Origin of the sequence: Shewanella sp. VB17 (genome assembly GCF_013248905.1) — a bacterium.
Classification (GTDB): Bacteria; Pseudomonadota; Gammaproteobacteria; order Enterobacterales; family Shewanellaceae; genus Shewanella.
The window spans coordinates 475,282-499,047 of the sequence record NZ_JABRVS010000001.1; the positions used below are offsets into that span (position 1 = coordinate 475,282).

23 protein-coding genes and 1 pseudogene are annotated in these 23,766 nt (G+C 38.6%); 10 read left to right on the top strand and 14 right to left on the bottom strand.

Annotated features, from left to right (window positions below):
* The first annotated feature begins 64 nt into the window (after positions 1-64).
* Positions 65-1,129 (top strand): glycosyltransferase family 9 protein, encoded by a 1,065-nt coding sequence (locus HQQ94_RS02115; RefSeq protein ID WP_173292876.1) that lies wholly within the window; start codon positions 65-67, stop codon positions 1,127-1,129.
* Here the strand turns inward: HQQ94_RS02115 and HQQ94_RS02120 are convergent.
* The 4 genes from HQQ94_RS02120 to HQQ94_RS02135 form a co-directional block, all read right to left on the bottom strand.
* Positions 1,122-2,291 carry a hypothetical protein gene (locus HQQ94_RS02120; RefSeq protein WP_173292877.1) on the bottom strand — a complete coding sequence of 390 codons (1,170 nt, stop codon included), beginning with the start codon at positions 2,289-2,291 and terminating at the stop codon, positions 1,122-1,124. The two genes, HQQ94_RS02115 and HQQ94_RS02120, sit on opposite strands and share 8 nt — an antisense overlap.
* Before the next feature lie 640 nt (positions 2,292-2,931).
* Positions 2,932-3,999 carry a hypothetical protein gene (locus HQQ94_RS02125; RefSeq protein ID WP_173292878.1) on the bottom strand — a complete coding sequence of 356 codons (1,068 nt, stop codon included), beginning with the start codon at positions 3,997-3,999 and terminating at the stop codon, positions 2,932-2,934.
* Positions 4,000-4,643: 644 nt separating this feature from the next.
* On the bottom strand, positions 4,644-5,495 hold the full coding sequence (locus tag HQQ94_RS02130; RefSeq protein ID WP_173292879.1) for a glycosyltransferase: 852 nt from the start codon (positions 5,493-5,495) through the stop codon (positions 4,644-4,646).
* Complete coding sequence (locus HQQ94_RS02135; protein ID WP_173292880.1) at positions 5,492-6,625, bottom strand: glycosyltransferase family 9 protein; 1,134 nt, start codon at positions 6,623-6,625, stop codon at positions 5,492-5,494. Before HQQ94_RS02135 ends, HQQ94_RS02130 begins: the two co-directional genes overlap by 4 nt.
* A 351-nt stretch (positions 6,626-6,976) precedes the next feature.
* Here HQQ94_RS02135 and HQQ94_RS02140 point away from each other — a divergent pair, with 351 nt between their 5' ends.
* Both HQQ94_RS02140 and HQQ94_RS02145 read left to right on the top strand, forming a co-directional pair.
* Positions 6,977-8,047: a CDP-glycerol glycerophosphotransferase family protein gene (locus HQQ94_RS02140; RefSeq protein WP_173292881.1), complete on the top strand. Its 1,071-nt coding sequence runs from the start codon at positions 6,977-6,979 to the stop codon at positions 8,045-8,047.
* The gene (locus HQQ94_RS02145) at positions 8,044-8,451 is read left to right on the top strand and encodes an adenylyltransferase/cytidyltransferase family protein (protein WP_173292882.1); all 408 of its coding nucleotides are present in this window, start codon (positions 8,044-8,046) and stop codon (positions 8,449-8,451) included. The genes HQQ94_RS02140 and HQQ94_RS02145 overlap by 4 nt, the downstream gene beginning before the upstream one ends.
* Positions 8,452-8,479: 28 nt before the next feature.
* On the opposite strand, the gene rfaD is transcribed toward HQQ94_RS02145, so the two are convergent.
* Positions 8,480-9,433: an ADP-glyceromanno-heptose 6-epimerase gene (rfaD, locus tag HQQ94_RS02150; RefSeq protein WP_173292883.1), complete on the bottom strand. Its 954-nt coding sequence runs from the start codon at positions 9,431-9,433 to the stop codon at positions 8,480-8,482.
* Between the two features lie 64 nt (positions 9,434-9,497).
* Positions 9,498-10,421: a glycosyltransferase family 9 protein gene (locus tag HQQ94_RS02155; protein ID WP_254303978.1), complete on the bottom strand. Its 924-nt coding sequence runs from the start codon at positions 10,419-10,421 to the stop codon at positions 9,498-9,500.
* Between the two features lie 407 nt (positions 10,422-10,828).
* Between HQQ94_RS02155 and hldE the strand changes: the two genes are divergently transcribed.
* The 3 genes from hldE to HQQ94_RS02170 all read left to right on the top strand — a co-directional run bounded on the left by hldE (position 10,829) and on the right by HQQ94_RS02170 (position 14,409).
* The gene (gene hldE, locus HQQ94_RS02160) at positions 10,829-12,268 is read left to right on the top strand and encodes a bifunctional D-glycero-beta-D-manno-heptose-7-phosphate kinase/D-glycero-beta-D-manno-heptose 1-phosphate adenylyltransferase HldE (RefSeq protein ID WP_173292885.1); all 1,440 of its coding nucleotides are present in this window, start codon (positions 10,829-10,831) and stop codon (positions 12,266-12,268) included.
* 167 nt (positions 12,269-12,435) lie between these two features.
* Positions 12,436-12,912 (top strand): pantetheine-phosphate adenylyltransferase, encoded by a 477-nt coding sequence (coaD, locus tag HQQ94_RS02165; protein WP_173292886.1) that lies wholly within the window; start codon positions 12,436-12,438, stop codon positions 12,910-12,912.
* A 12-nt stretch (positions 12,913-12,924) separates the two neighbouring features.
* Entirely contained in the window at positions 12,925-14,409 is a 1,485-nt protein-coding gene (locus HQQ94_RS02170) for a capsule assembly Wzi family protein (RefSeq protein WP_173292887.1), read from the top strand.
* A gap of 81 nt (positions 14,410-14,490) precedes the next feature.
* On the opposite strand, the gene mutM is transcribed toward HQQ94_RS02170, so the two are convergent.
* The 6 genes and pseudogenes from mutM to HQQ94_RS02200 form a co-directional block, all read right to left on the bottom strand.
* Complete coding sequence (gene mutM, locus HQQ94_RS02175) at positions 14,491-15,306, bottom strand: bifunctional DNA-formamidopyrimidine glycosylase/DNA-(apurinic or apyrimidinic site) lyase (protein WP_173292888.1); 816 nt, start codon at positions 15,304-15,306, stop codon at positions 14,491-14,493.
* A gap of 18 nt (positions 15,307-15,324) precedes the next feature.
* Entirely contained in the window at positions 15,325-15,825 is a 501-nt protein-coding gene (locus tag HQQ94_RS02180; protein ID WP_173292889.1) for a hypothetical protein, read from the bottom strand.
* A gap of 116 nt (positions 15,826-15,941) precedes the next feature.
* Positions 15,942-16,475: pseudogene (mobB, locus tag HQQ94_RS02185) on the bottom strand (molybdopterin-guanine dinucleotide biosynthesis protein B); the annotation flags it as partial.
* 14 nt (positions 16,476-16,489) lie between these two features.
* Complete coding sequence (gene mobA, locus HQQ94_RS02190; RefSeq protein WP_173292890.1) at positions 16,490-17,080, bottom strand: molybdenum cofactor guanylyltransferase MobA; 591 nt, start codon at positions 17,078-17,080, stop codon at positions 16,490-16,492.
* An 812-nt stretch (positions 17,081-17,892) separates the two neighbouring features.
* On the bottom strand, positions 17,893-18,027 hold the full coding sequence (locus HQQ94_RS22830; RefSeq protein WP_173296480.1) for a GNAT family N-acetyltransferase: 135 nt from the start codon (positions 18,025-18,027) through the stop codon (positions 17,893-17,895).
* 116 nt (positions 18,028-18,143) lie between these two features.
* A complete protein-coding gene (locus HQQ94_RS02200; protein WP_173292891.1) occupies positions 18,144-18,809 on the bottom strand; it encodes a 7-cyano-7-deazaguanine/7-aminomethyl-7-deazaguanine transporter in 666 nt (221 codons plus the stop codon).
* A 218-nt stretch (positions 18,810-19,027) separates the two neighbouring features.
* Here HQQ94_RS02200 and HQQ94_RS02205 point away from each other — a divergent pair, with 218 nt between their 5' ends.
* Positions 19,028-19,789: an ABC transporter substrate-binding protein gene (locus tag HQQ94_RS02205; protein ID WP_254303979.1), complete on the top strand. Its 762-nt coding sequence runs from the start codon at positions 19,028-19,030 to the stop codon at positions 19,787-19,789.
* A 17-nt stretch (positions 19,790-19,806) separates the two neighbouring features.
* On the opposite strand, the gene HQQ94_RS02210 is transcribed toward HQQ94_RS02205, so the two are convergent.
* Entirely contained in the window at positions 19,807-19,980 is a 174-nt protein-coding gene (locus HQQ94_RS02210) for a hypothetical protein (protein ID WP_173292892.1), read from the bottom strand.
* 171 nt (positions 19,981-20,151) lie between these two features.
* Between HQQ94_RS02210 and HQQ94_RS02215 the strand changes: the two genes are divergently transcribed.
* Positions 20,152-20,298 carry a hypothetical protein gene (locus HQQ94_RS02215; RefSeq protein WP_173292893.1) on the top strand — a complete coding sequence of 49 codons (147 nt, stop codon included), beginning with the start codon at positions 20,152-20,154 and terminating at the stop codon, positions 20,296-20,298.
* 89 nt (positions 20,299-20,387) lie between these two features.
* On the opposite strand, the gene HQQ94_RS02220 is transcribed toward HQQ94_RS02215, so the two are convergent.
* Complete coding sequence (locus HQQ94_RS02220) at positions 20,388-21,329, bottom strand: putative sulfate exporter family transporter (protein ID WP_173292894.1); 942 nt, start codon at positions 21,327-21,329, stop codon at positions 20,388-20,390.
* Positions 21,330-21,778: 449 nt separating this feature from the next.
* Here HQQ94_RS02220 and murB point away from each other — a divergent pair, with 449 nt between their 5' ends.
* Positions 21,779-22,825 (top strand): UDP-N-acetylmuramate dehydrogenase, encoded by a 1,047-nt coding sequence (gene murB, locus HQQ94_RS02225; RefSeq protein WP_173292895.1) that lies wholly within the window; start codon positions 21,779-21,781, stop codon positions 22,823-22,825.
* Positions 22,803-23,765 (top strand): bifunctional biotin--[acetyl-CoA-carboxylase] ligase/biotin operon repressor BirA, encoded by a 963-nt coding sequence (gene birA / locus HQQ94_RS02230; protein ID WP_173296482.1) that lies wholly within the window; start codon positions 22,803-22,805, stop codon positions 23,763-23,765. Before murB ends, birA begins: the two co-directional genes overlap by 23 nt.
* Position 23,766 lies beyond the last annotated feature (1 nt).

Sequence of the window (23,766 nt, forward strand, 5' to 3'; positions counted from 1 at the left end):
TGGAACCTCGCCTAATCTCCTTTAAACTATCAAGGTTTTCCATTTAAGATCAATTTTGAATCCTATGAACCTAAATCTGAATAGCATCAATTCTCTTTGTTTACTTCGATTATCTGCCATTGGTGATGTGTGTCATGCTGTCGCTATGGTGCAAGCGATTCAGAGGCAATATCCTAATCTTAGGATCACTTGGATCATAGGAAAAGTCGAATATCAGTTGCTTAAAAACTTACCCGATGTGGAGTTTGTTATTTTTGATAAATCACAGGGTTGGAAAAGCTATTTCAATTTAAAAAGAGCACTAGCAGGGCAGAGATTTGATGTGTTATTGCACATGCAGGTAGCGCTGCGAGCAACACTTGCCTCATTAGCTATATCGGCAAAAGTACGTGTTGGCTTTGACCGCGATCGAGCGAAAGAGGGCCAATGGCTAGTGACGAATCATAAAGTTGAAGCTTTAGAGGCTCCTCATGTACTTGAGGGCTTTATGGGTTTTGCCAAAGCGCTGGGTGTGAAGGACTTAACGCCCAAGTGGAATATTCCTGTGCCTACAGCCGATAGTGAGTTTGCTAAACGTATTATTCCTGATGGAGAGAAAACCTTAGTGATTTGCGCCGCTGCGAGTAAGCCTGAGCGTAATTGGCTACCCGAGCGCTACGCTGGCGTTGCGGAGCATGCAATAGCAAAAGGTTTTAGGGTAATACTTTGTGGTGGACCAACATCTCTTGAGAAAACCTTAGCACAAGATATTCAAGCTGCTTGCAGTCAAACACTCGACAATCAAGTGGGTAAAACCTCGTTAACTCAGTTGTTGGCGGTATTGAAACAAGCTTCCATCGTATTAGCGCCAGATACGGGGCCTGCCCATATGGCTGTAACTCAAGGGACGCCAGTTATTGGCCTTTATGCTCATTCGAATCCTGGACGAACAGGCCCTTATAGCTGTTTGGCTTCTGTGGTTAGCGTATACGATGAGGTGATTAACGCGCAGCATGGTGATAACGTGCCATGGGGAATACGCGCCAAGGGAGTGGGTCTTATGGAGATGATACAGCTTGAACCTGTGATCAATATGTTTGATGTACTCTCAAGCGATTATCTGTATCAAATACGTAAACTAATCACTTGAACTGATTAGAAAAAAAGATCTGTTGAGGTGTTATGATATTGAGGTATAGCATTATCTGCACCAGTGAATTTTTCTCGATATCATCAGCAGTTCCCTCAAATACGATATATTCTATTTTGTAGTTTTGGGGAAGAGAGAAGTATAGTGAGCTCTCCATTCCTCCAATTTTTTGAGGTAAGAGTTCAGCCATTATGAGAGTTTCAAATGGTATGCTGGAATTCATTGACTGCATTTTATGTGCATCAATAATCTTATCGTTGAAGTCAGCAAAAGGATGTCCTTTAAAAAGCAAGTTAGTTTTTCCTATGCTTGGAATCACACCTTGATCCGAGAGAGAGTCTGAAATTACGCGTATCTGTATATCGCTATTTGTAGTCGTTGAGTCTACACCAATAAACATGAAGCTATTTTTTTTGTGGTAATTGAAATTTTCAGATTTGAAGTTGATCATTCGATAAAATAGTGTTTTTTGTTCGTGTGTAAAAGAGTGGCTTGATATGTAGTCCCATCTAATCTGTTTTGTATTGCCTTGTAAGTGCTCTTTTAGCTGCCTAAGTTCAGGCTTTTCCATATAATCCATACGCAGCATATGATATGTTGTGGGGAAGAGTTTATGCCAATTGAAAATACTCCCTATGGAGCGAGGTAGCTTGTTTGACTTTCCAGTTAGGAATCTAATGACTTTATTTTCACTACCAGAAATATAGCTTTTTAGATTGTTTTCACCTTGGGTCAGACTTTTTATTTGATTGTTTAATCCTAGAGATTCCCAAGTATACATCTTTCGGTATTCAGACGAACCATCATCGATAAGTTCTAGTTTTTGAATATTAATCTTAGGTATGTTACTTATTTTTCGGATTAGCCTAGCTATATCTTTACTCCAATAAGTGTTCCCATAGATAGTGATATGGCAGGTATCGCGTGGAGATAATATTTCTATCAGCCTTTGATGAATATTATCTATAGAAGAGCATGACTCGCCGTTGATATTTTTTAAGATGTTTTGATCCGTGAGGGGGTGACGTGACCAGTAAATGAGTTTTTTATGGGAACTGTTATTCGCTATTATCATGGTCATTTGCTGTATTGTTGGCAAAGTTGCACGATCTATGTAGATTTCTAAGTTGGAATTTTCTTCTATATGGTTGGCTTGATGCATAAGTTATCAATATTGTTTTTTTGTTACATGGTATTGGAACAAACAGAAAAAGAGCAAGATGTAGGTATACCATAAAAACTTCTCCATTAGGATGATATAGCCGAATTAATTCTATAATATCAGCAGATAATGTTTTTCACCAGTGCTAGCTAGCTTCATGCCCAATATCATAGGGGTGATCATCAAAACTTTTTTTCCTCAATATGTTCACGATTAAGGGTTAACTTGTGGCAAAAAATACCAATAAAAGCAAGACGGCGCAGCTCCTGTAATGGAAGCCTTTAATAGAGCGCCCATGTGAGTCTCATCTAAAACCAAATTTGGTGAAGATTCGCTATACATTAAACCAGTGGCAAAAACTGATGTATTATATCGAAGATGAAGGGGCCCTATCGACAACAGCCGCGCTGAGCGGGTTGTAAAACCTTTTGTAATTTTAATACAGCCTCGGACGGTAAGGTTATCGCGATGTTCTACGATATTATAGAAACAGCCAAAGCTAACGGGTGTGTGTCCTTTGATTATATCACCATTGGCGGGCTCAGCTTGGCATAGACCCTAATGAAGTCGAGTGTTTACTCCCTTGGAGCATTAACCTCAACGTGTAGTTCCCCAAACTACTGTGTTTAGAGATCATATTTTATTCCTCCAGCAATTTAGTGATCTCATTAATACAAATCTCCAATCCATTCAAGCTAGGGATTGTATGCATATTTTTTGTTAACTTGGCAGTAAATTGGGGCTGTAACATCATATTTATTCCAGTAAGAATAGCGTCAATCTTGCAATCACTGTAATGAATCAAGTTTAAATCAGCACATGCTTTGATCCTAGCTGGTTGATCTTTAGAAACAGGAATAGCTAAGGTAGGTTTAGCAAGTGCAATAGCTTGTAATAAGGTATCTCCGCCACTTAATACTGCGAATTTTGCAGCGTCTAAAAGATTAATGAATTCCGGATTATCTAATTGTTTTATTACTACAACGCCTTCCATTTTAGGAAGAGAGTAGGGATAATTAGGTCCATATACCATTAATGAAATTATCCCAGTGCGGTGAAAATTTTCTTGTGCCGCTTCAGCGAAAATATCTGCTAATAAGCGTTCTGATGATTTATGGCCGCCGGAGCCGGAATTAAAAATAATAAACTCATGGCTTTTAAGTTGATGATGATCTAATAAAACACGCTGGCCCTCAGGGCTTGGCTGACTAAATATAGGGCCGATAAAAATAGGTTCTGGTTGCTGAATAAAAGACAACTTTTTCTTATCTAACCAACTAATATCACCTAAAACAAACTTAGGTTGTACTACCCAATGCCGATGAGTCACCTTTGCTCGAGCTAGCTTCATTCCCCTGCTTCGTTTGCGTTTATGTTGACTAATAAATACGACTTTTGCCCCTAGTTCGAAAGCATGTTTTAGTTGTGACTTACGCCCTGATGCATCAAATAACACAAGATTTGGACGATATGCAGACATTATGTTGTTAACTTCTTGTATTTTCTTAGTCGGTGTATCATCCAAAAGATGGGCAGGGAAGGGGCAATCATCTGCGTAAGGAGTATGTTTATTTAAAATAAACTCAATGATGGCATTGGGCCACTTTTCGCTGATTTTTTTAGCTATAATGACAGAACGCATATACTCGCCAATTCCCTTGGGTGAGGAGACAGGCACAAAAAGAAATTTTGGGAACTGAATTTTCATGAAGTTGATTTGCTCACTAAGTGCAATTATCCTAGGGTAACAGCGTATAATAACATCAAAAAAACCATGAGTACTATACTAGTGGTGGAGATAAGCAAAATTTCGCTAATACGTTAGCTTAGAGATTTTTTTGTTTTGCAATTTAGATGTTTTTGTTTTTTGTAGATTTATTGAGTTGTATGTTGCTAGTTGTGATGTTAAACACTTTAATTATCTAAATTTAAGAACAATTAAGGTCAATGTATGACCAGTAAATTTAGATGCTTTTGATGAGATACTTTCTCATCAGCAAGTGGATTATATTGGTGTACGATTACATGGTGGTATCCGGGTTCTTCATCATAAGTGTCGAAGTTTTATTATTTCAGTAGATAATCGCTCTATTGAAATGAAAAAAACTTAATATGCCTGTTATTAGCTATGATGAATTAGATTCAAAAATTGATGAGATGCAAGTTGTTGATATAAAATTTGATTATCAATCAATTGATATTTGGTCGAAACAATTTAAAAATTAGTCGTTATATTTTTATTTTTAAAATCAGGTGCATGGCTTTTGTTGAAGGCCATGCGTCTGGGATGACAAAAAGTTATCTGATATTTATATCGGAGAGGCTGAGTATGTTGAAGCTAAGGAGAGCAGTTTATAACCACTTCCTACCTAATGTAGGTTTACCTATAAAGTTTAGTATGCATTGAGGTATGCCACTTTTTCTTTTTAAGTTAGCTGTAAATAAGTTCCAAGCTGCAAGCTTCATTGCCTGTTTTTCGGTATCAGAAAATTTATCTTCGTACATTTTACAGTAGTCGTCTATGTAGCGAATTTCACGACTTGGGCATTTTATTCTATAGCCTCTACCAGCATAGTGTATAAAATTAGCTTTACGGTAGTCTTTCATACCGAGTAGTTCCATACGATTAAAGCTGGCATCCACACTTTGGTTTTTTATATTATGCTTTTGAATAATATAGTTAATATAAGTTTGGTCATAAAATTTCACTGTGTTGCAAATTTGCTGCATTCCCTCTATTGTCGCTAGATTAAACAAAGGACATTCTCTAGATACGAGAAACATGCCGAAATTATAATAACTATATGTACTATTAGGTTTAGACCAAGTTTCAGTAGCCTCTAAAGTTTCATTGATCTCACCAATAGGAAGTGATCTGTCAGTATGGAGGCCTTCGTCAAACATATAAATGGTTTCAAGATCTTGATACTCTTCAAATATATTTTTGGCCCAAGGGGTGACCATTATATCTGCATCTAAGTATAGGACTCTGTCATATTTTTTGAGAAGTTCTTTGGTATAGAGCTTTTCTGGCCAAGCGGGACTAGCTGAATATTTTGGATTTTGAATATCAATTTTATAGTGGAGTTGATCTGATACAATCAGATCAGCTTCTACTTTTTTTGCGTAAATACGAAAGCTTTCAAGTGCGGCTTTATACATAGGATTGTCGCCAATGGCGAGAGTAAAAATCGCTTTTTTCATTGAAGTACCTTAATTTTGTTATCTTGTGTCATTTTTTGATATTGATTATATACAGTATCAACAGAAATATTACTAATATGTCCTTTACCTTCTATCGCATATAATACATGTGATTGTTTCGTCATGGGTGGAGCCCAATAGGGCTTTTTTTGCCTCATCATTGCCAATAATGGGCGTTGAGTGGCAAATGCAAAATGTAACACGGCGGTGTCAACAGTGATAACAAAATTAGCTTTTGCAATGAGGGAAGGTAACTCAAAGAAATGTTTTTGTACGGTAAAAACCGCGATTTGGTAAGGCTTGTCTTTGGTAAAGTCTTTAGTTAGCTTCAAGACTTGTTGATATTTTTCTTGGGTTACATTGATAATAAATCTATATGGTATTAGATTCTGTGATATTTTATCAATCAATTCAAATAACTGTGTAATCATCCAATCTTTTTTTACATTGGTTGATAGATGGTTTAAGAATATTAATGGTCCTTGTTCATTACAATGATTAAATTGGGTCGATAACCATTTTTGAGTAATAGGCTGGATGTGATCGGGAATGATTAATGTAGGCATTAATTCAGTTTTCGCTAAAGTCAGGCCAGTAATATGACTAAAAATACTTTCATAGCGGTCAGTTATGTGGTGATCAGATTCAAGTTCTTGATTATTAAGAGTGAATGTTTTGTTTGAATGTCGGTAGGTAATAAAATTAAATACTCCCCACATTGTATTTTTAGGTAAACTTGAAACAATATACGCACTAGGGCTAATTATTCGTGCGATCCTAGAGTACTGTTTACTCCGACTCATCGAATGACAAATGATTAAATCATATTGATATATTTTTGCTTTTTCTATTTGTTGCTGGAAAGATTCCATTGAGTCTGTACAGCCATAACTACGAGTGAAGTATCCCTCAGCCTCAATCCATTGTTGTAAAATTTTACTGCGTGACAGGCGCCAGCTATCAGGATTACATCTACTATCATCTAGCCAAATATCTAGTTCTATATGAGTGTATTGCTGCTTCAAAGCAATAAGGAAAGTTTTGAGATATAGAAAGTCTCCGAGGGCTATAGGAGAGATAAAAAGTAGGCGTTTCGCTGTACACAGTTGTTCATGTGAGATAATTGACATTGACGATAACCAAAACATTGCGAAATTGCGTATAGAGGATACAGATGTTTAAGGTGTATGAAAACTCCGATTTATGTTTTCTTCTTTTAGAAGAGAGTATAACGAATTTTATATCGTTTTATAGTTAGGTGATGGTTACCATTGTTTTCACCATGTTTCATTTAATTTGTTATTTATTATGGTGTTGACACCTTGTTCGTTGCTTACTTGTGTTAACTCTGATTGCTTTTTAATGTGTGACTATTAATGCTTGTGCAGATCGCTATAAAAGCGTTATGGTTATCCTTGTATACCATGTTTGTTTCTAAAATCTCAATATTATTCGTTAGACATGTTAAAAGAAGGCGCCTTATGATTTTTTTTGATGTTTTACATCCTTATTATTTACCGCAATATTTACCTGTGATGAGGGAATTGATTTCTCGAGGCGGAGCGGCACACTTTATTGTTTATCGTAGTGAAGATCAACAAGCAACATTGAATGCCTTAGTGCTAGAGTATCAGTTAGAAGTGACTTGGGTGGATGATAGCGCACAAGCGTTGGAGTATTATTTAACCAATGAATCTAAATGGATCATATTTGGTAATAGCTTTGCGCATGCAATAAAACTTAAAGGCATCAGTCGTACGGCTTTAATGCAGCATGGTATAGGACCGAAGGCGTGTTATTATTCTGTATTGGAATCAGATATGGATGTCCGTTTTGTTGAAGGTGAACAAAGGCTTAATCGTCTTCAGGGTATGTTTCCTCACAAAACCTTTATTGATACAGGTTACGCTAAATTAGATCCTATCATTCAAGGTATTGAGTTGGGATTGGATATTGGTTCTTTAGGGTTAGATCCAAGTAAACCTACATTACTTTATGCGCCTACATTTTATCCTAGTAGCATTGAAAATATGGCTGAAGATTGGCCGCAACTATTTGCAGAATATAATATTTTACTTAAACCGCATTATTTTTCTTTGACAAAGAAAAAGTATAAAAAACAAAAGCAACTTCTTGAGCATTGGGGAAGTTTTGATAATACGTATTTAGCGCCAGTTGAACAAGTTAATCTTTTACCTTTTATGGTCACAGCAGATCTACTTATCAGTGATGCATCATCAGCACTTTTTGAATTTGCAGCACTTGATAAACCCATAGTGTGGTGTGATTTTTATTATCTTCGGTGGAGCTATCGCGGTATTTTCTCATTTCGATTTAATAATAGAATGGATGAGGATCTTTATAAGTATGCAGAAGTCGCTGCACATGCCAGTACGTATAACAAGTTAAAGTCTGTAGTAGATGACCAAATTGCTCATCCAGACTCCTTTGCAGCAGAGCGAGCAAAGTATACTTATGAATTAGCAGGCAAAGTCGATGGCTTGTGTAGTCAAAGGGTCGTTAATTACTTATTATCAGGGGAGGTTTCATGAGGGTGATAACATTTGGGACCTTCGATATGTTTCATATTGGTCATTTAAATATCATTGAGCGTGCAAGTCAAGTCGGTATTCACCTTACTGTTGGTGTGTCTTCAGATGAGCTAAATTTTTCTAAGAAGCAGCGTTTTCCAATTTGTAATGAAAGAGATAGGATGCGTATCGTTCATGCTTTGTCGTGTGTAAATGAGGTTTTTCTTGAGGAATCACTAGAATTAAAAGCACAATACATTAAAACACATAAAGCAGATTGCTTAGTGATGGGAGATGATTGGTTAGGAAAGTTTGATGAGTTCAAGCCATTGTGTGATGTCATTTATTTGCCTAGAACCCCAGCAATATCGACCACTCAATTGATAGAAATAGTTTATGAAGTAGGAAAAAATTCAGAGTGCTGAATATTTATTCAACACATTAATTCTAAAGTTATTGACCAATAAGATGCTGTTTTTTAAGCCAATTTAAGTATTCAGGTACAGCTTGTTCAACAGTTTTAAATGTTTGGTCATACCCCACAGCGCGTAGTTGAGTCAAATCTGCTTGTGTATAATGTTGATAGGCACCCTTGAGCTTGTCAGGGAATGGTATGTATTCTATTTTCCCTTTTCCGTGGTAATTGATGACTGCAGTTGCGACGTCATTGAAACTCTGTGCTTGGCCAGTGCCGCAATTATACACACCTGATATTTGAGCGTTTTTCCATAACCACAAATTGACTTTAACCACGTCTTCTACGTAAACGAAGTCACGTAGTTGTTGTCCATTCTCATAGCCCTCAACACCTTCAAAAAGTCGGCAGACATCATTAACTTTAATTTGATTATTGAAATGAAAAGCCACACTTGCCATCGCACCTTTATGCTGTTCGCGGGGGCCATACACATTAAAATAACGTAACCCCGCAACTTGAGTGGTTAATTTTTGTTGCCTGATATACTGATCGAAAAGAAATTTAGAGTATGCATAGGCATTGAGTGGTTTTTCGAACTCTCGTTGTTCAATAAATGTATCACTGCCACCATACACAGAAGCTGATGATGCGTAGATAAATTGGCTATGATTATCCTGACAATAATGGAATAATATTTTAGAATATTCATAATTATTCTTCATCATAAACTTGCCATCCCACTCAGTGGTTGATGAGCAAGCGCCTTGATGAAAAATGACCTCAAGTTTACCATCAAACTCGCCAGTGCTTATTTTGGTAAGAAAGTCATCTTTATCAAGATAGTCGACTATTTCGCAGTCGGCTAAATTGAACATTTGTGTGCCGTCACTCAGGTCGTCAACGGCGATAATATCATGACGTCCCATATTGTTGAGTGCTTTGACTAAGTTGCTGCCTATAAAGCCTGCTGCACCTGTAACTACAATCATATTTATTTTCCAATTTTTAAGTGAATTGTGTTCTTCTCAAGTCACGACAATTGTTAATTACTCGTTATTTTATATAATGAGCATTTAGAAAAGCTGATACTTCTGCCGCAACAGTATTGAAATCGATTAGTGACATTTTGCGACCTGTTTTCCTACCTACCGGAGGGGTAAATGCTAAGCGTTTATGGCTTTGAGTTAAGGTTTGCCACCGCACTTGTGGAGCAGAGCGTCTTCCTGCATAAAAGCCTACAGTAGGTATATTGTGTAGACCTGCAATATGCAGTGGTCCAGTCGAGCCTGCGATAAACATATCTGCTGCGACGATAGACTTTGCAAAATCGGCGAGACTTGACAATGGTTTTGCCATGCTAACGTTGATTGATTGAGTTTGTAAATTATCAAAAATTTCTTGGGCTAATTTTTCTTCATCTTCACCATAGGTTAAGATGAATCGGCAGTTAATTTGAGTTAATTCATTCACTTTTATTAATAAACTAGTGAAATCAGCAGGTGATAAACTACCTGATGAGCCGCCAGTTCCTGGATGTACAAAGATTAATCTTTCGTTGTCTTGCCGATTATAATAGTTTTGCCATTTCTCTCTCTCAGCAGTCATATTCCAATAAAGGTTAGGTAATTCAGGAATGGTATAATCATGATGAGTGAGGAAATGCTTAACTAGCATACAGCCACCGCGCCAACAACCTTCTCCTGTTTTGTATCGTGCGTCGGCTGTATATTTATATAAATATTGGTACCAATTGAGTTTTGGGGCCAGCATATAAGGTATGTTGAGGTGGCGTATAATTTTATAAATTCTAAATTGTGATAATGACACCAGTACAGCATCGTAGTGACGATCTGCAAATTCGGCATGAATGGCTTTATCGTCGCCAGTGTCTACAAGCACATGGTCGATATATGGACAAGCTTGTGCAAGGGACTCTAACGCAGGAGAGACAAATACCTCAATTTGGGCTTCTGGCATTGCATTTCTTAACAGAAATAATGCGGGCCAATAAAGAACAAAATCACCGATTTTATCGTGTCGAATGATTAGTAACCTTTTAATCATATAAAACAACCGTATATTAAATTGAATTCTTGTTGGTTATAAAGTAAGTGCATGAATAGAAATGTAAAATTTCTCATCGATGCAATATTGTGATGTGATTATAACAGTTTACTGTTGCTTAATCAGCATTTTGCTCAACAGCAATATTCATTTTTCCATTATGATTTATATATTTTAATTAGGATTTTTTGATTAGATTTTATACTGTTATTTTGTGGTCAATATCAATACTTTTCAATTGAGATGGGGACTTTAGGGTAACAGAGTTAGCAAAAATTAGGTACAATCAAGTTTTCATTTTATAAACGATAAAGAGTGTTATGAAGGTTTCTCTACCAGCATTTGAAAAAGCTAAGATTCTTGTGGTCGGTGACGTCATGCTAGATCGCTACTGGACAGGACCTACAGGACGTATATCACCCGAAGCTCCGGTACCTGTTGTGCGTATTAACCAGATAGAAGAGCGCCCTGGTGGAGCGGCAAACGTGGCGCTGAATATTGCAACTTTAGGTGGGCAAGTTTTTTTAGCTGGAATAGTAGGTCAAGATGAAACTGCGGATGCATTAACTGCTGGTGTACAAGCTCTGGGGATTGAGCCAAAATGGCATAGCGTTGCTGGCAAGCCAACCATCACGAAATTAAGGATCATGTCTCGGCAGCAACAGCTCATTCGTCTTGATTTTGAAGAAAAATACCCAGTGGAGGAGAGTCAAGCTTTACTCGATAGCGCACGTGAACACTTGTCTCATGTCGATGTGGTTGTCCTGTCAGATTATGCTAAGGGAGCATTGGCAGACCCCCAGTCTTTTATTAAACAGGCCAGAGCACAAGGGGTTAACGTTTTAGTTGATCCTAAAGGGAGTAATTTTGCTCGTTACCGTGGCGCGACATTACTGACGCCTAATATGAGTGAATTTGAACTCGTTGTTGGTGAAGTTACGAGTGAGGCAGATCTGGTAAAAAAAGCACATCAGGTACTTCAAGAGTTTGAACTAGATGCGCTACTCGTTACTCGCTCAGAAAAGGGAATGACGCTTATCACTAATACTGATGAGAAAGAGTTACATATTCCTACCGTTGCTCGTGAAGTTCACGATGTGACTGGTGCGGGAGATACGGTCATTTCTGCTGTTGCAGCCGCGCTTTCTGCTGGTAGCGATTTAACTGAAGCCTGTGTTATCGCCAATATCGCAGCGGGTATTGTGGTAGCGAAATTAGGTACCTCAACGGTTAGCCGTATTGAGTTACTTAACGCCTTATCTCTTAATCATGGTGACATGGGATTTGGTACCGTCTCTGAAGATCAACTTGTTGATGCACTTGAACAAGCTAGATTACGTGGCGAACGCGTAGTAATGACCAATGGCTGCTTTGATATTCTTCATGCTGGGCATGTGAGCTATTTGCAGGAGGCTAGAGCTCAAGGAGACAGACTTATCGTAGCGGTTAATGATGATGACTCTGTTAAGCGTTTGAAAGGTGATGGACGGCCTGTTAATCAGCTTGATAGGCGTATGGCTGTACTGGCAGGATTAGCCTCTGTCGATTGGGTGGTGCCTTTTAGTGAAGATACCCCGCAAAGAATTATTGCTCGTTTGCTACCTAATATGCTAGTTAAGGGGGGAGATTATAAAATTAGTGATATCGCAGGTGGTCAAGAGGTTATTGCGGCCGGCGGAACGGTAAAAACATTGTGTTTTGAAGATGGTGTGTCGACAACGAGGATTATTGAAAGGATTATGGCGAAACAGAATGGTTAAATATCCTTGGTCATAATATAATCATTTTGAATGTTCTTGATTGTTTTAAAAGCATGAATATATTGACAGGGTGTAGAGTGAATTTGGGTGTTTCATGTTGTCAGTGTGGTGTTTCAGCTGATGATAGGTATTATGTGCGATCAATTTTAGTTGGGTGATGAGTTATTATGCATACAAAAGCAATATATCCAGGGACCTTCGATCCTGTGACCAATGGCCATACAGATCTTATTGAAAGGGCGGCTAAACTATTTCGTCATGTGGTAATTGGGATAGCAGCGAATCCTTCTAAGCTACCTCGATTTACGTTAGCTGAACGAGTGCAATTACTTAAATTAGTCACAGCGCATTTGGATAATGTAGAAGTCGTAGGTTTTAGTGGTTTATTAGTGGATTTTGCTAAAGCTCAACAAGCAAGTGTTTTGGTGCGAGGGTTAAGGGCTGTGTCTGATTTTGAATATGAATTTCAGTTGGCTAACATGAATCGTCGTCTTAGTGCTGATCTTGAAAGCGTATTTTTAACCCCGTCGGAGGAAAATTCGTTTATCTCTTCAACTCTGGTTAAAGAAGTCGCATTTCACGGTGGCGATGTTAGTCAATTTGTTCATCCTGAAGTGACCAAAGCACTTCTTTACAAGGAATAGTTGTTAATTTGTATGTCAAAGTTTTCTATTGGTAAATGTATAAACGCGGTCTTTTTTTTCATTACCTGCTCTGTTGCTTCAGCCCCTTGGGTGGACGTTTCAGATATTTATTTGCGCGCAGATATTCAGGCCCTTGCTGATGCAGGGGTGATCACGGTTCCCGTTAATACCTATCCCTTGATGTGGTCAGGGATAGGCGTCGATCTAAATCAGACTGAACCTTCAAGTTTAACGCCAGCATTAGCGCAAGCATTTGCTCGAGTGAATTTTTATTATCGTAATGCGGTAGGAAATAAAGGTAATACTCGGATAAAAGCTGCTGCTGCGACTGATGCTGCACGTTTTCAACATTTTGGTTCCGATTATAGCGAAAAAGGTGAGCTGCAGGTTTCCCATGAATATATGGGCGAACGTTTTGCTTATAAGATTGCTGCATCAGCAAATTATGAGCCGGCTGATGATAAAGAGGTTCGTTTCGATGATTCTTATTTGGCGATAGCTTTGGATAATTGGATGGTGACTGTCGGTGCAATCGATCAGTGGTGGGGACCCGGTTTTGATTCGGCGATGCACAGATCCAATAATGCCCGTCCTTTACCTTCTGTTATGTTGACTCGCAATAATGCTGCAGCATTTGAAACACCTTGGCTCTCTTGGATAGGCCCCTGGACATTCACTGCTGGCATTAGTCGTTTAGAGGAGGAGCGAGCTATCGCGAATCCTTTATTGTGGAGCTTACGTAGTTCATTACGTCCCTTTAGACAATTAGAGATAGGCTTTTCTTGGTCAACACAGCTTTGTGGAGAAGGGCAAGAGTGTACTGCTGAAAGTGTATTTAACTCGATAACGGGCCAGAAAGATTGCCGTAATGATACCGGTGGTGGCTGTACTAACTACGGTAATCAGATGGCGGGTTATGATCTCCGTTTTAGTGATACTTGGTTCAATATCCCTTTTGGTCTTTATTATGAAAAAACCTGTGAAGATGCTAAAAGTGCTGCGCCATGGGATATAGTCGATTGTGGTCATGCAGCGGGTATCGATACTCGTTTTAATTTTGATAGTGCTCAATATAAGCTCTTTTTTGAGTACACAGATACCATGGTCGCTTGCGGTGTAGATGATAACGTCTACAACTGTATGTATGAGCACAGTGATTATCAAAGCGGCTCACGCTACTATGGTAAGACCTATGGCAGCACCTATGGAAGTGATGCCATTGTTTATGCATTAGGCTTGATTGGCCAGTTTGCGAATAGTCATGGTATCACGTCAATTCTTCGTTATGCTCAGCTTAATAAAGATGGTAAAAATCCAAGTAGTGTATGGGCTCCTCAGCCACTTAAAGAAGACTTGTTGATGCTGGAACTCAGTTATCGCATGCCTATCTGGCAAGGGATGATGAGTGTGGGTGGTACAGTGTCTCAATCAGAATTTGAGCTTGAAGATAATGCAACGGAAGCGACACTCTTTGGTACTTACGAATATCGTTTTTAATTGATTGAGCGACCCACAAGCTAAGGATTGTGCATCTTTAGTTTGTGGGGCTTTCTTGAGCGGTCGTGTTGTTAACGATTGCTACCTTGTCTGGCATAAGCCACAAAACACCGTGGTTCGCTGTCCTAGTTTTATTTCGCTAAGCAGATTACCGCATTGGGTGCAGGTTTCACCTCCACGACCGTATACATGGAGCATTTGAGCAAAATACCCTGGTTTTCCTTCGGCGTCAGTAAAATCCTTCAGTGTGGTTCCACCCTGCTTAATGGCATCAGCTAAGATTTGCTTTACAGTATTGACTAAGATGAGTAAACGCTTGGGATCTACTTTGCCTGCTTCAGTTTGTGGGTGTATACCTGCAGCAAATAATGCTTCATTGGCGTAAATGTTACCTACTCCCACAACGATGTGGTTGTCCATTAAGCAAAGTTTAATTGCTTTCTTCTTATTTTTTAGTGATTCAAGTAAATAGCTAGGGTTAAACTCCTCTGTTAATGGTTCTGGTCCCAATTTAGATAATAAAGGATGGGCTTCAATGGGAAGCTCATACCATAACCAAGCACCAAATCTACGTGGATCGTTAAACCTTAATATTTTCCCACTGGCTAAAGATAAGTCGATATGATCATGTTTCTCAACTGGGGTTAATGGTGTCACAATTCTTAAACTGCCAGACATGCCTAGATGTACTATTGTCGTCCCAGCATCGGAGTCGATAAGTAAATATTTAGCTCGGCGATGCACACTACGTATGGTTTGTCCCACAATTTGTTGAGCAAGTTGAGGCACGGGCCAGCGTAAACTTGCATTTCGTATGATAAGACCTGTGACCTCTTGGTCAATCAGGTACGGTGAAACTCCCTGACGGGTGACTTCTACTTCTGGAAGTTCGGGCATATTAATTCTCTTATATTACTATTGGCCGTTAGTGTATTGATCTGTTTCAGAACTTGACTGGGTTGTTATTACAGTGATGGGTGTGAGTGATTCTCTTAAGCTTGGTGGGATCAGGTACAGGTTGCTAGATGGAGACAGTAATAATCCTTGCTTTTGATACCAGATCCAAGTTTGTGGTTGATCATTATTCGCGATTAAGATTGTCAGTTTTATCGGTTGATTTATGTCGTTATGCTTAGGTAATGTTTGTTGCTCTGGTACCGGTGAGACGCGTATTTCGCTCCAGGCTTTAGCCCAAATTTGGCAATTGAGTATTTTTTCATGGCATTGCCACTGGCTGCCTTTATTTAGCCAAAGTTCATTCATCTGCAATTGAGCTAAAGGCGATTGCTGGTCAAATAGAGGAGGTACATCCGAAGGTGTTTTGGAGGTTTTTTCACTCACTAAGGTCAGTATGGCTATCATCAATACAGAGGCTAAGATAATGATATTGTTCCATTCTTTACGAGATAAGGCCATGACATCCAGTTAATGTGAGACGAATGATAATGAATATTATCAGCTTATGATGCCAAAAGCTGCTCAGTTATGTTTATCGATAACGATGAGACAGTTTACCGTTATGATTGAACGTGCCAGTTTTGTATATATTCGATAATAAAGCCGGCTATCTGAGGCACATTGTTAATATCTAAACGGTGTAGTTTAGTGGGCAGTTGCGTATCATTACAACATGCTATGGCTTGAATGTTTACGTCATGAGTGTGAATGAATGGTTTGTGGTGGGCTGCACGGTGAAGTTCTATTTTAGGTAACTCAAGTGCTTTAAATCCCTCAACTAAGACGATGTCGATACTATCTTGCTCAATCTGCTGCAGCAAGTGGGGTAGATTAGGGGCTTCATTAACTTCATCTTCAGTGATTAATGCCCAACGAATATGTGAGGCAACTAAGATCTGACGGGCACCAGCTTTACGTATCTCATAACTGTCTTTACCAGGAATATCTACATCGAAATTATGATGAGCGTGTTTAATGACGGCGAGCTGTATTCCACGACGATTGAGCTCTGGGATGAGTTTTTTAAGTAGTGTGGTTTTCCCTGTACCACTATAGGCACAAAATCCGAGAACAGGGATTGATAATGGATTGGTAAAGGAAGTTGGCATTGAGACCTCGAGTATTATTTGATGATTTCTTTAGCAACCTGTTGTTTTTGCTCAGGTGTGTTCACGTTCATAAAGGCATTGGGTTGTTCGGTAAATTGGGTAACAACATAGTGATGATTGTCGTACCATAAACTCACTTTTCGCCCACCAGAGTCTAGATATTCCTTCATCGATTCTCGTAAGCTGGGTTTAAGTAGCATGATGGTAGGCTGCTCACGTTGACCATCGCTAGCCACTGCAAGTTCTGCATTTTGGTTTTTGATTTGGGTTAACATACGTTCGACGAGATCTAAAGGTAAGAGCGGGCAATCGCACGGAACCACTAACAAATAAGCAGCTTTAGTTTTTCCCATCGCGGTGATCATTCCCGCTAACGGGCCTAAATAACCCAAATGGTCATCCTTAAAAACGCAATAGCCTAAATCAGTATAGCGAGGTAGATTACGGTTTGCGCTTATCATTATCCTGTTAACTTGAGGTGCTATTCGATCTATGATGTGTGTTATCATGGGTTTGCTTGATAGTTCGATTAACCCTTTATCATCTCCTCCCATACGTCTTGACATGCCACCTGCTAAAATCACTGCATCAACGTGTAACTGCATTTTTTAGTTCCTGCAAAGTGATGGTATGACTATTCACGCTTGCTTTAGAAAAAGGTTATAAGGTTTATCATACCTAAAACAAGATATTGATCATAGATGTAGATCTTGGTTCTAGATTGATTCAATGTAGAACCGATTTCAGTGCTATTGCCAATTGAGGTAGGATATTATGTTGTCGCAGATAAAAAAATACCGAGAAAAATAAAATTCTCGGCAATAAGAGTGTGTGAGCAATGTCTTACATAAAAACTAACTCAAAAGCTATATTGAAACAATTTATCAGTGATGAAGTGTTAAATTGTTTCTTTTTCAAGAAGTTTTTAGAACGCACCTAAATAGTAATCATTATCATTCGCTTTTGCAAGTACTTTATTTATTTTTAGTTATCATTAGGAATTTTCACTGCTTTCCTGAGATCGAGCAGTGCTTCGATAGCTTAATTTGTTAATATTGAATTTGAAGATAAGTCTGCAAAAATGTCGAAAATAAGATAAAAAAATACCGGGAAAATGAAATCCCGGCTATAAGAGTGTGTGAGCAATGTCGTGCTTAACAAACTCCCTATACTTACCCTACAAGCTTCTAAAGGGTTGAACAATAAACAGAGATGAAGTGTTTATTTGTTCAAGGGTGTATTTGGAGTTGTGGAACACATCTAAATGGTAATCATTATTATTTAGATTTACAAGTTTTTATTTCAAATATAATGCTTTTTTGTATTATTCCATGAGTGATTTTTGTAAATGTATTTTATTTAGCTCTATTTTGTCGGTATTTTGATTAAGCTTAATAATATTATATTTGTTTAGTAATCAATGTGTTAAGGATGATGCGGGGCGGTTTAATGTGTTAACTCCAATATGCTGGTATCCTTGTTGCTTAGCCCAATTCTCTTGCGCTTGTAGTAGCTGTCTCGCCAACCCTAATCCCCTGAATTCAGATAAAATACCTCGTTGGCTATTCTAGTTGAATACAAAATAAAAACAGCTAGTCTGTCTAGCTAGTGGGTAAGTAAAATTTTTTATTTGAATTATTGATAATGAGATAACTTATAGTTACCGCTCTAAGTTTTTTTACTCATTTGTGCCTGAGAGGGGTTGATTATCTTATGTTCGAGCACTCTTAATAATACACCGTAGGCGGGCAGAAATAAGCCTAAACTGACGATCAGTTTAAAGCCATAGTCGACACTAGCGATTTCTTGCCAATGTTGCGCCATAAAGTGGTCTGTAGAGGCATAAAATGCCAGAGCGAAGAAAACAAGAGTGTCAACTAGATTACCGATAAGTGTCGATGTAGCTGGGGCCACCCACCAAGATTGTGTGCCTCTAAGTTGCGCAAAAACCGTAATATCCATTAACTGACCGATAATATAAGCTGCAAAACTAGCAAAGGCGATACGAAATACAAAAATGTTGAATTCAGATAATGAGGCGAATCCTTGAAAACTGCCTTGGTTGAACAAAACCCCTATGAGGTAGGATATAAGTAGTGCTGGTAACATAGCGTTAAGAATAATACGTCTTGCAGAGCTTTGACCAAATATCCGTACGGTAAGATCGGTGGCTAAATAGACAAATGGAAAACTAAAGGCTCCCCAAGTCGTATGAAAACTCAAGATCTGAAAAGGAAGCTGCACTAGATAATTACTGGCGCAAATGATTGAAATATGGAAACCAACGAGCAGCAGTAGCGCCCGATGAATTTGTGTCGCTGTTAACGTTAACATGTGTTGCCTTTTTAATTACGTTTCACTGTTACGGGGTGAGGGAACCCGTTATTGTTTACTAACAGAGCATATCATTCTGTAAGGGCGATGGATTATAGACATCTTTTTGTGGCGAGCAAGATCATTTATTAGATCTTCATCAAAAAAGAATAAATTGTTCTAAAATTAAAGGATGATATTTTTTATTTATGTGTTGGTCATCAAAAAGGGGTGGGGCATTGCTTGTACTAACTTATGATCGCATGATAAGTAGGGTAAAAAAATGTTTTTTAACTCTTTGCTTAAGCTGTTGTTCGATTCCATTAATATGTGCTCCACAAACAATAGATGTGGTAACCGAATCTTGGATTGGATATACCAACGAAGATGGTTCAGGATTTTACTTTGATATTTTAAACATCATTTTCCCCGAAGAAGATTGGACAGTTAACACAAAAATTGTGCCTTTTTCCAGAGTGAGATATTTACTTAATCATGATCGAGCGGATATAGCGTTAGGCTTTTATGATGGTGACACAACTAAAGCATTATTTAGTGAACAGCCAGTAGAAGTCGATAGTATCGATATTGCTTTGACACCGGAGATGGCTGAAATTTGGCAGGGACTTGGGAGTCTATCTTTTAAAAAAGTCCAAGCACTATTAGAGTATCGTTACGATGAGTTTATCGATTTCCCTATGTATTATGAGGAAAGTAGCAGTTTGTTAGAAATGCTGGATCGTGTCAATAGGGGTAAAATCGATGCGGTATTTGACTATAAGGCTGATATGTTAGTTAAGGCAGCTCAATTAACTCAACCTATACAATTTATCATCAAAGAAAATGTGTTGAGACTAAAGGTTTTTTTTGCATTTAGTGATAATAAAAAAGGTAAAAAAATCAAGATTCATTTTGATATGGAATTGCAGAAAATGATCGATAGTGGTGAGCTAGACGAGCTTTTTCGTAAACATATGGGTGCCGATGAAAATAGGTTGTAAATTAACTGTTTATCAACCTATTTTATTTTTTGATGATAGTTAGCAAGTGTCTCTCCGACTTTGGCCATTCGTATATGAGGCAGATACTGAATCAGCTCCCATAAATAAATCGATGTATTAAGGTTTACAATAGCACTTAGCATCGCGACAACAAAAGCACTTCGACTAGTGGTTATTATACGACTTAACATTTACTGAGATCCGTGCCCTTAGGTGTTATGGCTATTTGTTAGTAAAAATGGGTATTTGGAAAATAACGAGAACATAAGAAATAATGATGATGGATACTTTTATGTAGTACCGCTATGCAAGTCGTTGTGCGGTGTTATTGATTGTGTAATCAAAATTGACTGGAGTCTTATATGAGAAAATGGCTAATTATTTTATCTTGTTCTGTGTTTGTAGCATCGTCTTTACTGACCAGTGGATTGACGCGTGCGCTGATTGATTTCAGCGCATTTATCTGTCTTGTTTACATCGTGCTTGGCTTCAAATCTGAATCTGCTTAACCACTCGGTATTTGAGATAAGTAACAGGATAAAATACCCTATTGTTGAGCTGCCATTTCTCACTTTGATATTGGTGTGATACCCCTTTTTTACACATATAAAATATAAAGCAGTGAACTAACTCCAATTGCAAGCCACAATGTGACGCCGAGTATGAGTGGCTTCGTACCCGCAGCGCGCATTTTTTTAACTGTGATCCCAGCTCCAATTAAAAACAGGCAGAGTACTAAAACGCGTTTGGATAAGCTGAATATGACTTCATAGCCTGCATGTCCTTGAGGCAGAAAATACGTTATGGCAATTGCGAGGCAGTAAAAAACGATGAAATAGGGAATAGTGATGCGCTTTTTATCTCCGCCAAATGCCATAGCACTGATGAGGGCAAGAGGAATAATCCACAGTGCTCTAGCCAATTTGATGGTAGTCGCTGTGATTAATGCCTCTTCGCCGTAGGCCGATGCGGCACCGACTACTGAAGAGGTATCATGAATGGCTATAGCACTCCAGACGCCAAAATCGTACTGACTCATAGAGAGCAGGTGTCCCAAGGCTGGAAATAGGAATAGGGCAATAGAATTAAGAATAAATATGGTTGCTAGCGCGACGGCTGTTTGATCGCTTTTTGCATTAATGGCTGGTGCAACTGCAGCGATAGCACTGCCACCACAAATTGCTGTACCTGCTGAAATAAGGTGACCTGTTTTCGCATCGAACTTTAGGACTTTAGTCAGTAAAAGCCCTAGTAGCAAGGTGAAGATAATAGAGCCTAAGATGAGTGGAAGATTATCGATACTGACCGATATTGCGGTTTGTAGATTAATCCCAAAGCCAAGTCCGATAATAGAGTAAGACAGCAACTTTTTAGTTAGGCTGCCAAGATCAACATTCGTGGGTACTAAGCCTAAACTTGCCAAAGTAAAGCCAAGTACTAAGGCAATAGGCGAGGAGACCTGTGGTAGCAAGCAGAGTGTGCCGATAGCAGCAAAGAGTAGCATATGGTTTCTTTGTCTATTGTTGGATCGTGAAGTCATTTGATATTGGCTGCTATAGGCTAAGTAATAATGGACTTATTATAATGAGTGAATAGATTTGTTAAATTCAATTTGTTTTAGTCAGTTATTCATTTTTATTTAATCTCAATGAACACGAAATGCAGTGTGTCATAACATAGAGGCATAATGTTATTTTGCGACCAAACTGTCAGTTTGGGTTCTCTGTGACATTTTTATATCGTAAAACTAAATCGTGAACAATAATTAAACCATAGTTAAGTGAAGTAATGAATACCGTCACAAATCTCAGGATGAAGTAAGTGACGGTTTATTTCGTTCACGCAACTTAAGTCACGTCGTGGAAAGTGAGATCGATGAGTTTGCCCTGTTACTGATATTCGTATGACTGACGAGCATGCTGAGCACATTTGCCCTAACTAACGTTAAATGCGTTACAATAGCGGTTTTAGATTTGAAGTGATAATCCTATGTCCGCTGAGAAATTACTTTCCTTGAAGGCCTACAATACTTTTGGTATTGAGCATACCTGTGTCTCGATAATCAATGCGGACTCTAAGGGCAGTTTAATCCAGTCTTGTTGCGACTTACATCAAAAAAACAAACCATTTCTTGTGCTTGGAGGTGGAAGCAATATTTTATTAACAGAAGACTACTTAGGCACCATTGTTCGTGTGTTGACTAAAGGTATTAGTGTCACCGATGATGAAGGACATTATTTTGTGACTGTTGAAGCGGGCGAAAATTGGCATGGTCTTGTTAAGCATTGTCTAGATTTGGGGATTGCAGGTTTAGAAAATCTAGCGTTGATCCCTGGTTCGGTTGGGGCTGCCCCCATTCAAAATATTGGGGCTTACGGCGTTGAATTTATCGATGTTTGTGATTGGGTTGAGTATGTAGATTTAACCGATGGGCAGTTAAAGCGATTGACATCAGCTGAGTGCCGATTTGGCTATCGAGATTCTATTTTTAAGATGGAGTTAAAGGGACTGGCAATTATCACCTCAGTTGGACTTAAATTGCTTAAAAATTGGCAGCCTCAACTGAATTATGGCCCGCTACAGCAATTCGATATCAAAAACGTGACTCCTTTACAGGTTTTCAATTGTATTTGTGCAACAAGAATGACAAAACTTCCAGATCCTATGGTATTAGGTAATGCAGGGAGTTTTTTTAAAAATCCTATGGTCACTGCTGCACACTTTTTAGTATTACAGAAAACGTATCCTAACATTGTGGGTTACCCATCGAATGATAGTATTAAGCTGGCTGCAGCTTGGTTAATCGATAGTGCGGGCTTAAAAGGTTTTGCTATTGGTAAGGCGGCAGTACATGAGCAACAGGCGTTAGTGTTAATCAATAAAGGGGGGGCGACAGGTAATGATGTTGCTCACTTAGCAAGGCATATTATTGAAAAAATTTACACTCAGTTTTCTGTTAATTTAGAAGTTGAGCCGAGAATTATTGGTGCATATGGTGAAAGGGAGTTAAATGATGGTCGAACAATGGCAACGTAAGCGAGATATTTTAATCGCACTTGATTCTGAAAAATTTGTTTCGGGCGAAACTTTAGCCTCTCAGTTAGGCATATCAAGAATGGCCATTAGTAAGCATATAAGCGCACTAGAAGAGTATGGTGTCGATGTATTTAGTGTGAAAGGTAAAGGTTATAAGTTGGCTAATTCTCTTTCCTTGATTGACGAAATACGGTTAAAAAATGCCTTTGCACAGCGATGTTTTTATTATGATGAGATCCCTAGCACTAACGCCTTTTTACTTAAGCATTGTGAGGATTTATCCTCAGGTGATATCTGCGTTGCTGAATATCAATCAGCAGGTCGTGGTCGTCGAGGGCGCACTTGGGTATCTCCCTACGGTTGTCATTTATACAGTTCTATGTACTGGAATTTATCACAAGGAATGGCTCAAGCGACAGGGTTGAGTTTAGTGGTAGCGTGCTCACTTGTGAGTGCATTAAATGATTTAAGCATACAAGGGTTAGGCGTTAAGTGGCCTAACGATATTTATTTAGACAATAAAAAGTTAGCGGGTGTATTAGTCGAGATGAATGGTCAGGCAGATACCGAATGTCATTTAGTGATAGGTATCGGGATCAATATGTCGATGTCGAAAACCCAAGGCGATAAGATAGAACAACCTTGGAGCGATTTGTCCCAAAGCGACTCAGTCCCAAACAAGACAGATCTAGCTATTAGGCTACAAGCACAGCTCTATGCAGATTTAACTTTGTTTGAAGAACAAGGCTTATCTGCATTTTTAACTCGCTGGAAGCAGGCTGATATTTTTGATGGCAAAAATGTCAGGTTAATGATAGGCGAGACGTGTATCGATGGCGTTTGTCAGGGAATAAATAAAACCGGTGCTATTTTATTGAAGACAGATAAAGGTGTTGAGTCTTATGTTGGTGGTGAGATTAGTTTAAGAAGTGCCAAGTAGA

Coding starts and splice junctions, on each gene's coding strand:
- HQQ94_RS02115 (WP_173292876.1), top strand. CDS start 65: ATGAACCTAAATCTGAATAGCATCAATTCTCTTTGTTTACTTCGATTA.
- HQQ94_RS02120 (WP_173292877.1), bottom strand. CDS start 2,291: ATGCATCAAGCCAACCATATAGAAGAAAATTCCAACTTAGAAATCTAC.
- HQQ94_RS02125 (WP_173292878.1), bottom strand. CDS start 3,999: ATGAAAATTCAGTTCCCAAAATTTCTTTTTGTGCCTGTCTCCTCACCC.
- HQQ94_RS02130 (WP_173292879.1), bottom strand. CDS start 5,495: ATGAAAAAAGCGATTTTTACTCTCGCCATTGGCGACAATCCTATGTAT.
- HQQ94_RS02135 (WP_173292880.1), bottom strand. CDS start 6,625: ATGTCAATTATCTCACATGAACAACTGTGTACAGCGAAACGCCTACTT.
- HQQ94_RS02140 (WP_173292881.1), top strand. CDS start 6,977: ATGATTTTTTTTGATGTTTTACATCCTTATTATTTACCGCAATATTTA.
- HQQ94_RS02145 (WP_173292882.1), top strand. CDS start 8,044: ATGAGGGTGATAACATTTGGGACCTTCGATATGTTTCATATTGGTCAT.
- rfaD (WP_173292883.1), bottom strand. CDS start 9,433: ATGATTGTAGTTACAGGTGCAGCAGGCTTTATAGGCAGCAACTTAGTC.
- HQQ94_RS02155 (WP_254303978.1), bottom strand. CDS start 10,421: ATGCCAGAAGCCCAAATTGAGGTATTTGTCTCTCCTGCGTTAGAGTCC.
- hldE (WP_173292885.1), top strand. CDS start 10,829: ATGAAGGTTTCTCTACCAGCATTTGAAAAAGCTAAGATTCTTGTGGTC.
- coaD (WP_173292886.1), top strand. CDS start 12,436: ATGCATACAAAAGCAATATATCCAGGGACCTTCGATCCTGTGACCAAT.
- HQQ94_RS02170 (WP_173292887.1), top strand. CDS start 12,925: ATGTCAAAGTTTTCTATTGGTAAATGTATAAACGCGGTCTTTTTTTTC.
- mutM (WP_173292888.1), bottom strand. CDS start 15,306: ATGCCCGAACTTCCAGAAGTAGAAGTCACCCGTCAGGGAGTTTCACCG.
- HQQ94_RS02180 (WP_173292889.1), bottom strand. CDS start 15,825: ATGGCCTTATCTCGTAAAGAATGGAACAATATCATTATCTTAGCCTCT.
- mobA (WP_173292890.1), bottom strand. CDS start 17,080: ATGCAGTTACACGTTGATGCAGTGATTTTAGCAGGTGGCATGTCAAGA.
- HQQ94_RS02200 (WP_173292891.1), bottom strand. CDS start 18,809: ATGTTAACGTTAACAGCGACACAAATTCATCGGGCGCTACTGCTGCTC.
- HQQ94_RS02210 (WP_173292892.1), bottom strand. CDS start 19,980: ATGTTAAGTCGTATAATAACCACTAGTCGAAGTGCTTTTGTTGTCGCG.
- HQQ94_RS02215 (WP_173292893.1), top strand. CDS start 20,152: ATGAGAAAATGGCTAATTATTTTATCTTGTTCTGTGTTTGTAGCATCG.
- HQQ94_RS02220 (WP_173292894.1), bottom strand. CDS start 21,329: ATGACTTCACGATCCAACAATAGACAAAGAAACCATATGCTACTCTTT.
- murB (WP_173292895.1), top strand. CDS start 21,779: ATGTCCGCTGAGAAATTACTTTCCTTGAAGGCCTACAATACTTTTGGT.
- birA (WP_173296482.1), top strand. CDS start 22,803: ATGGTCGAACAATGGCAACGTAAGCGAGATATTTTAATCGCACTTGAT.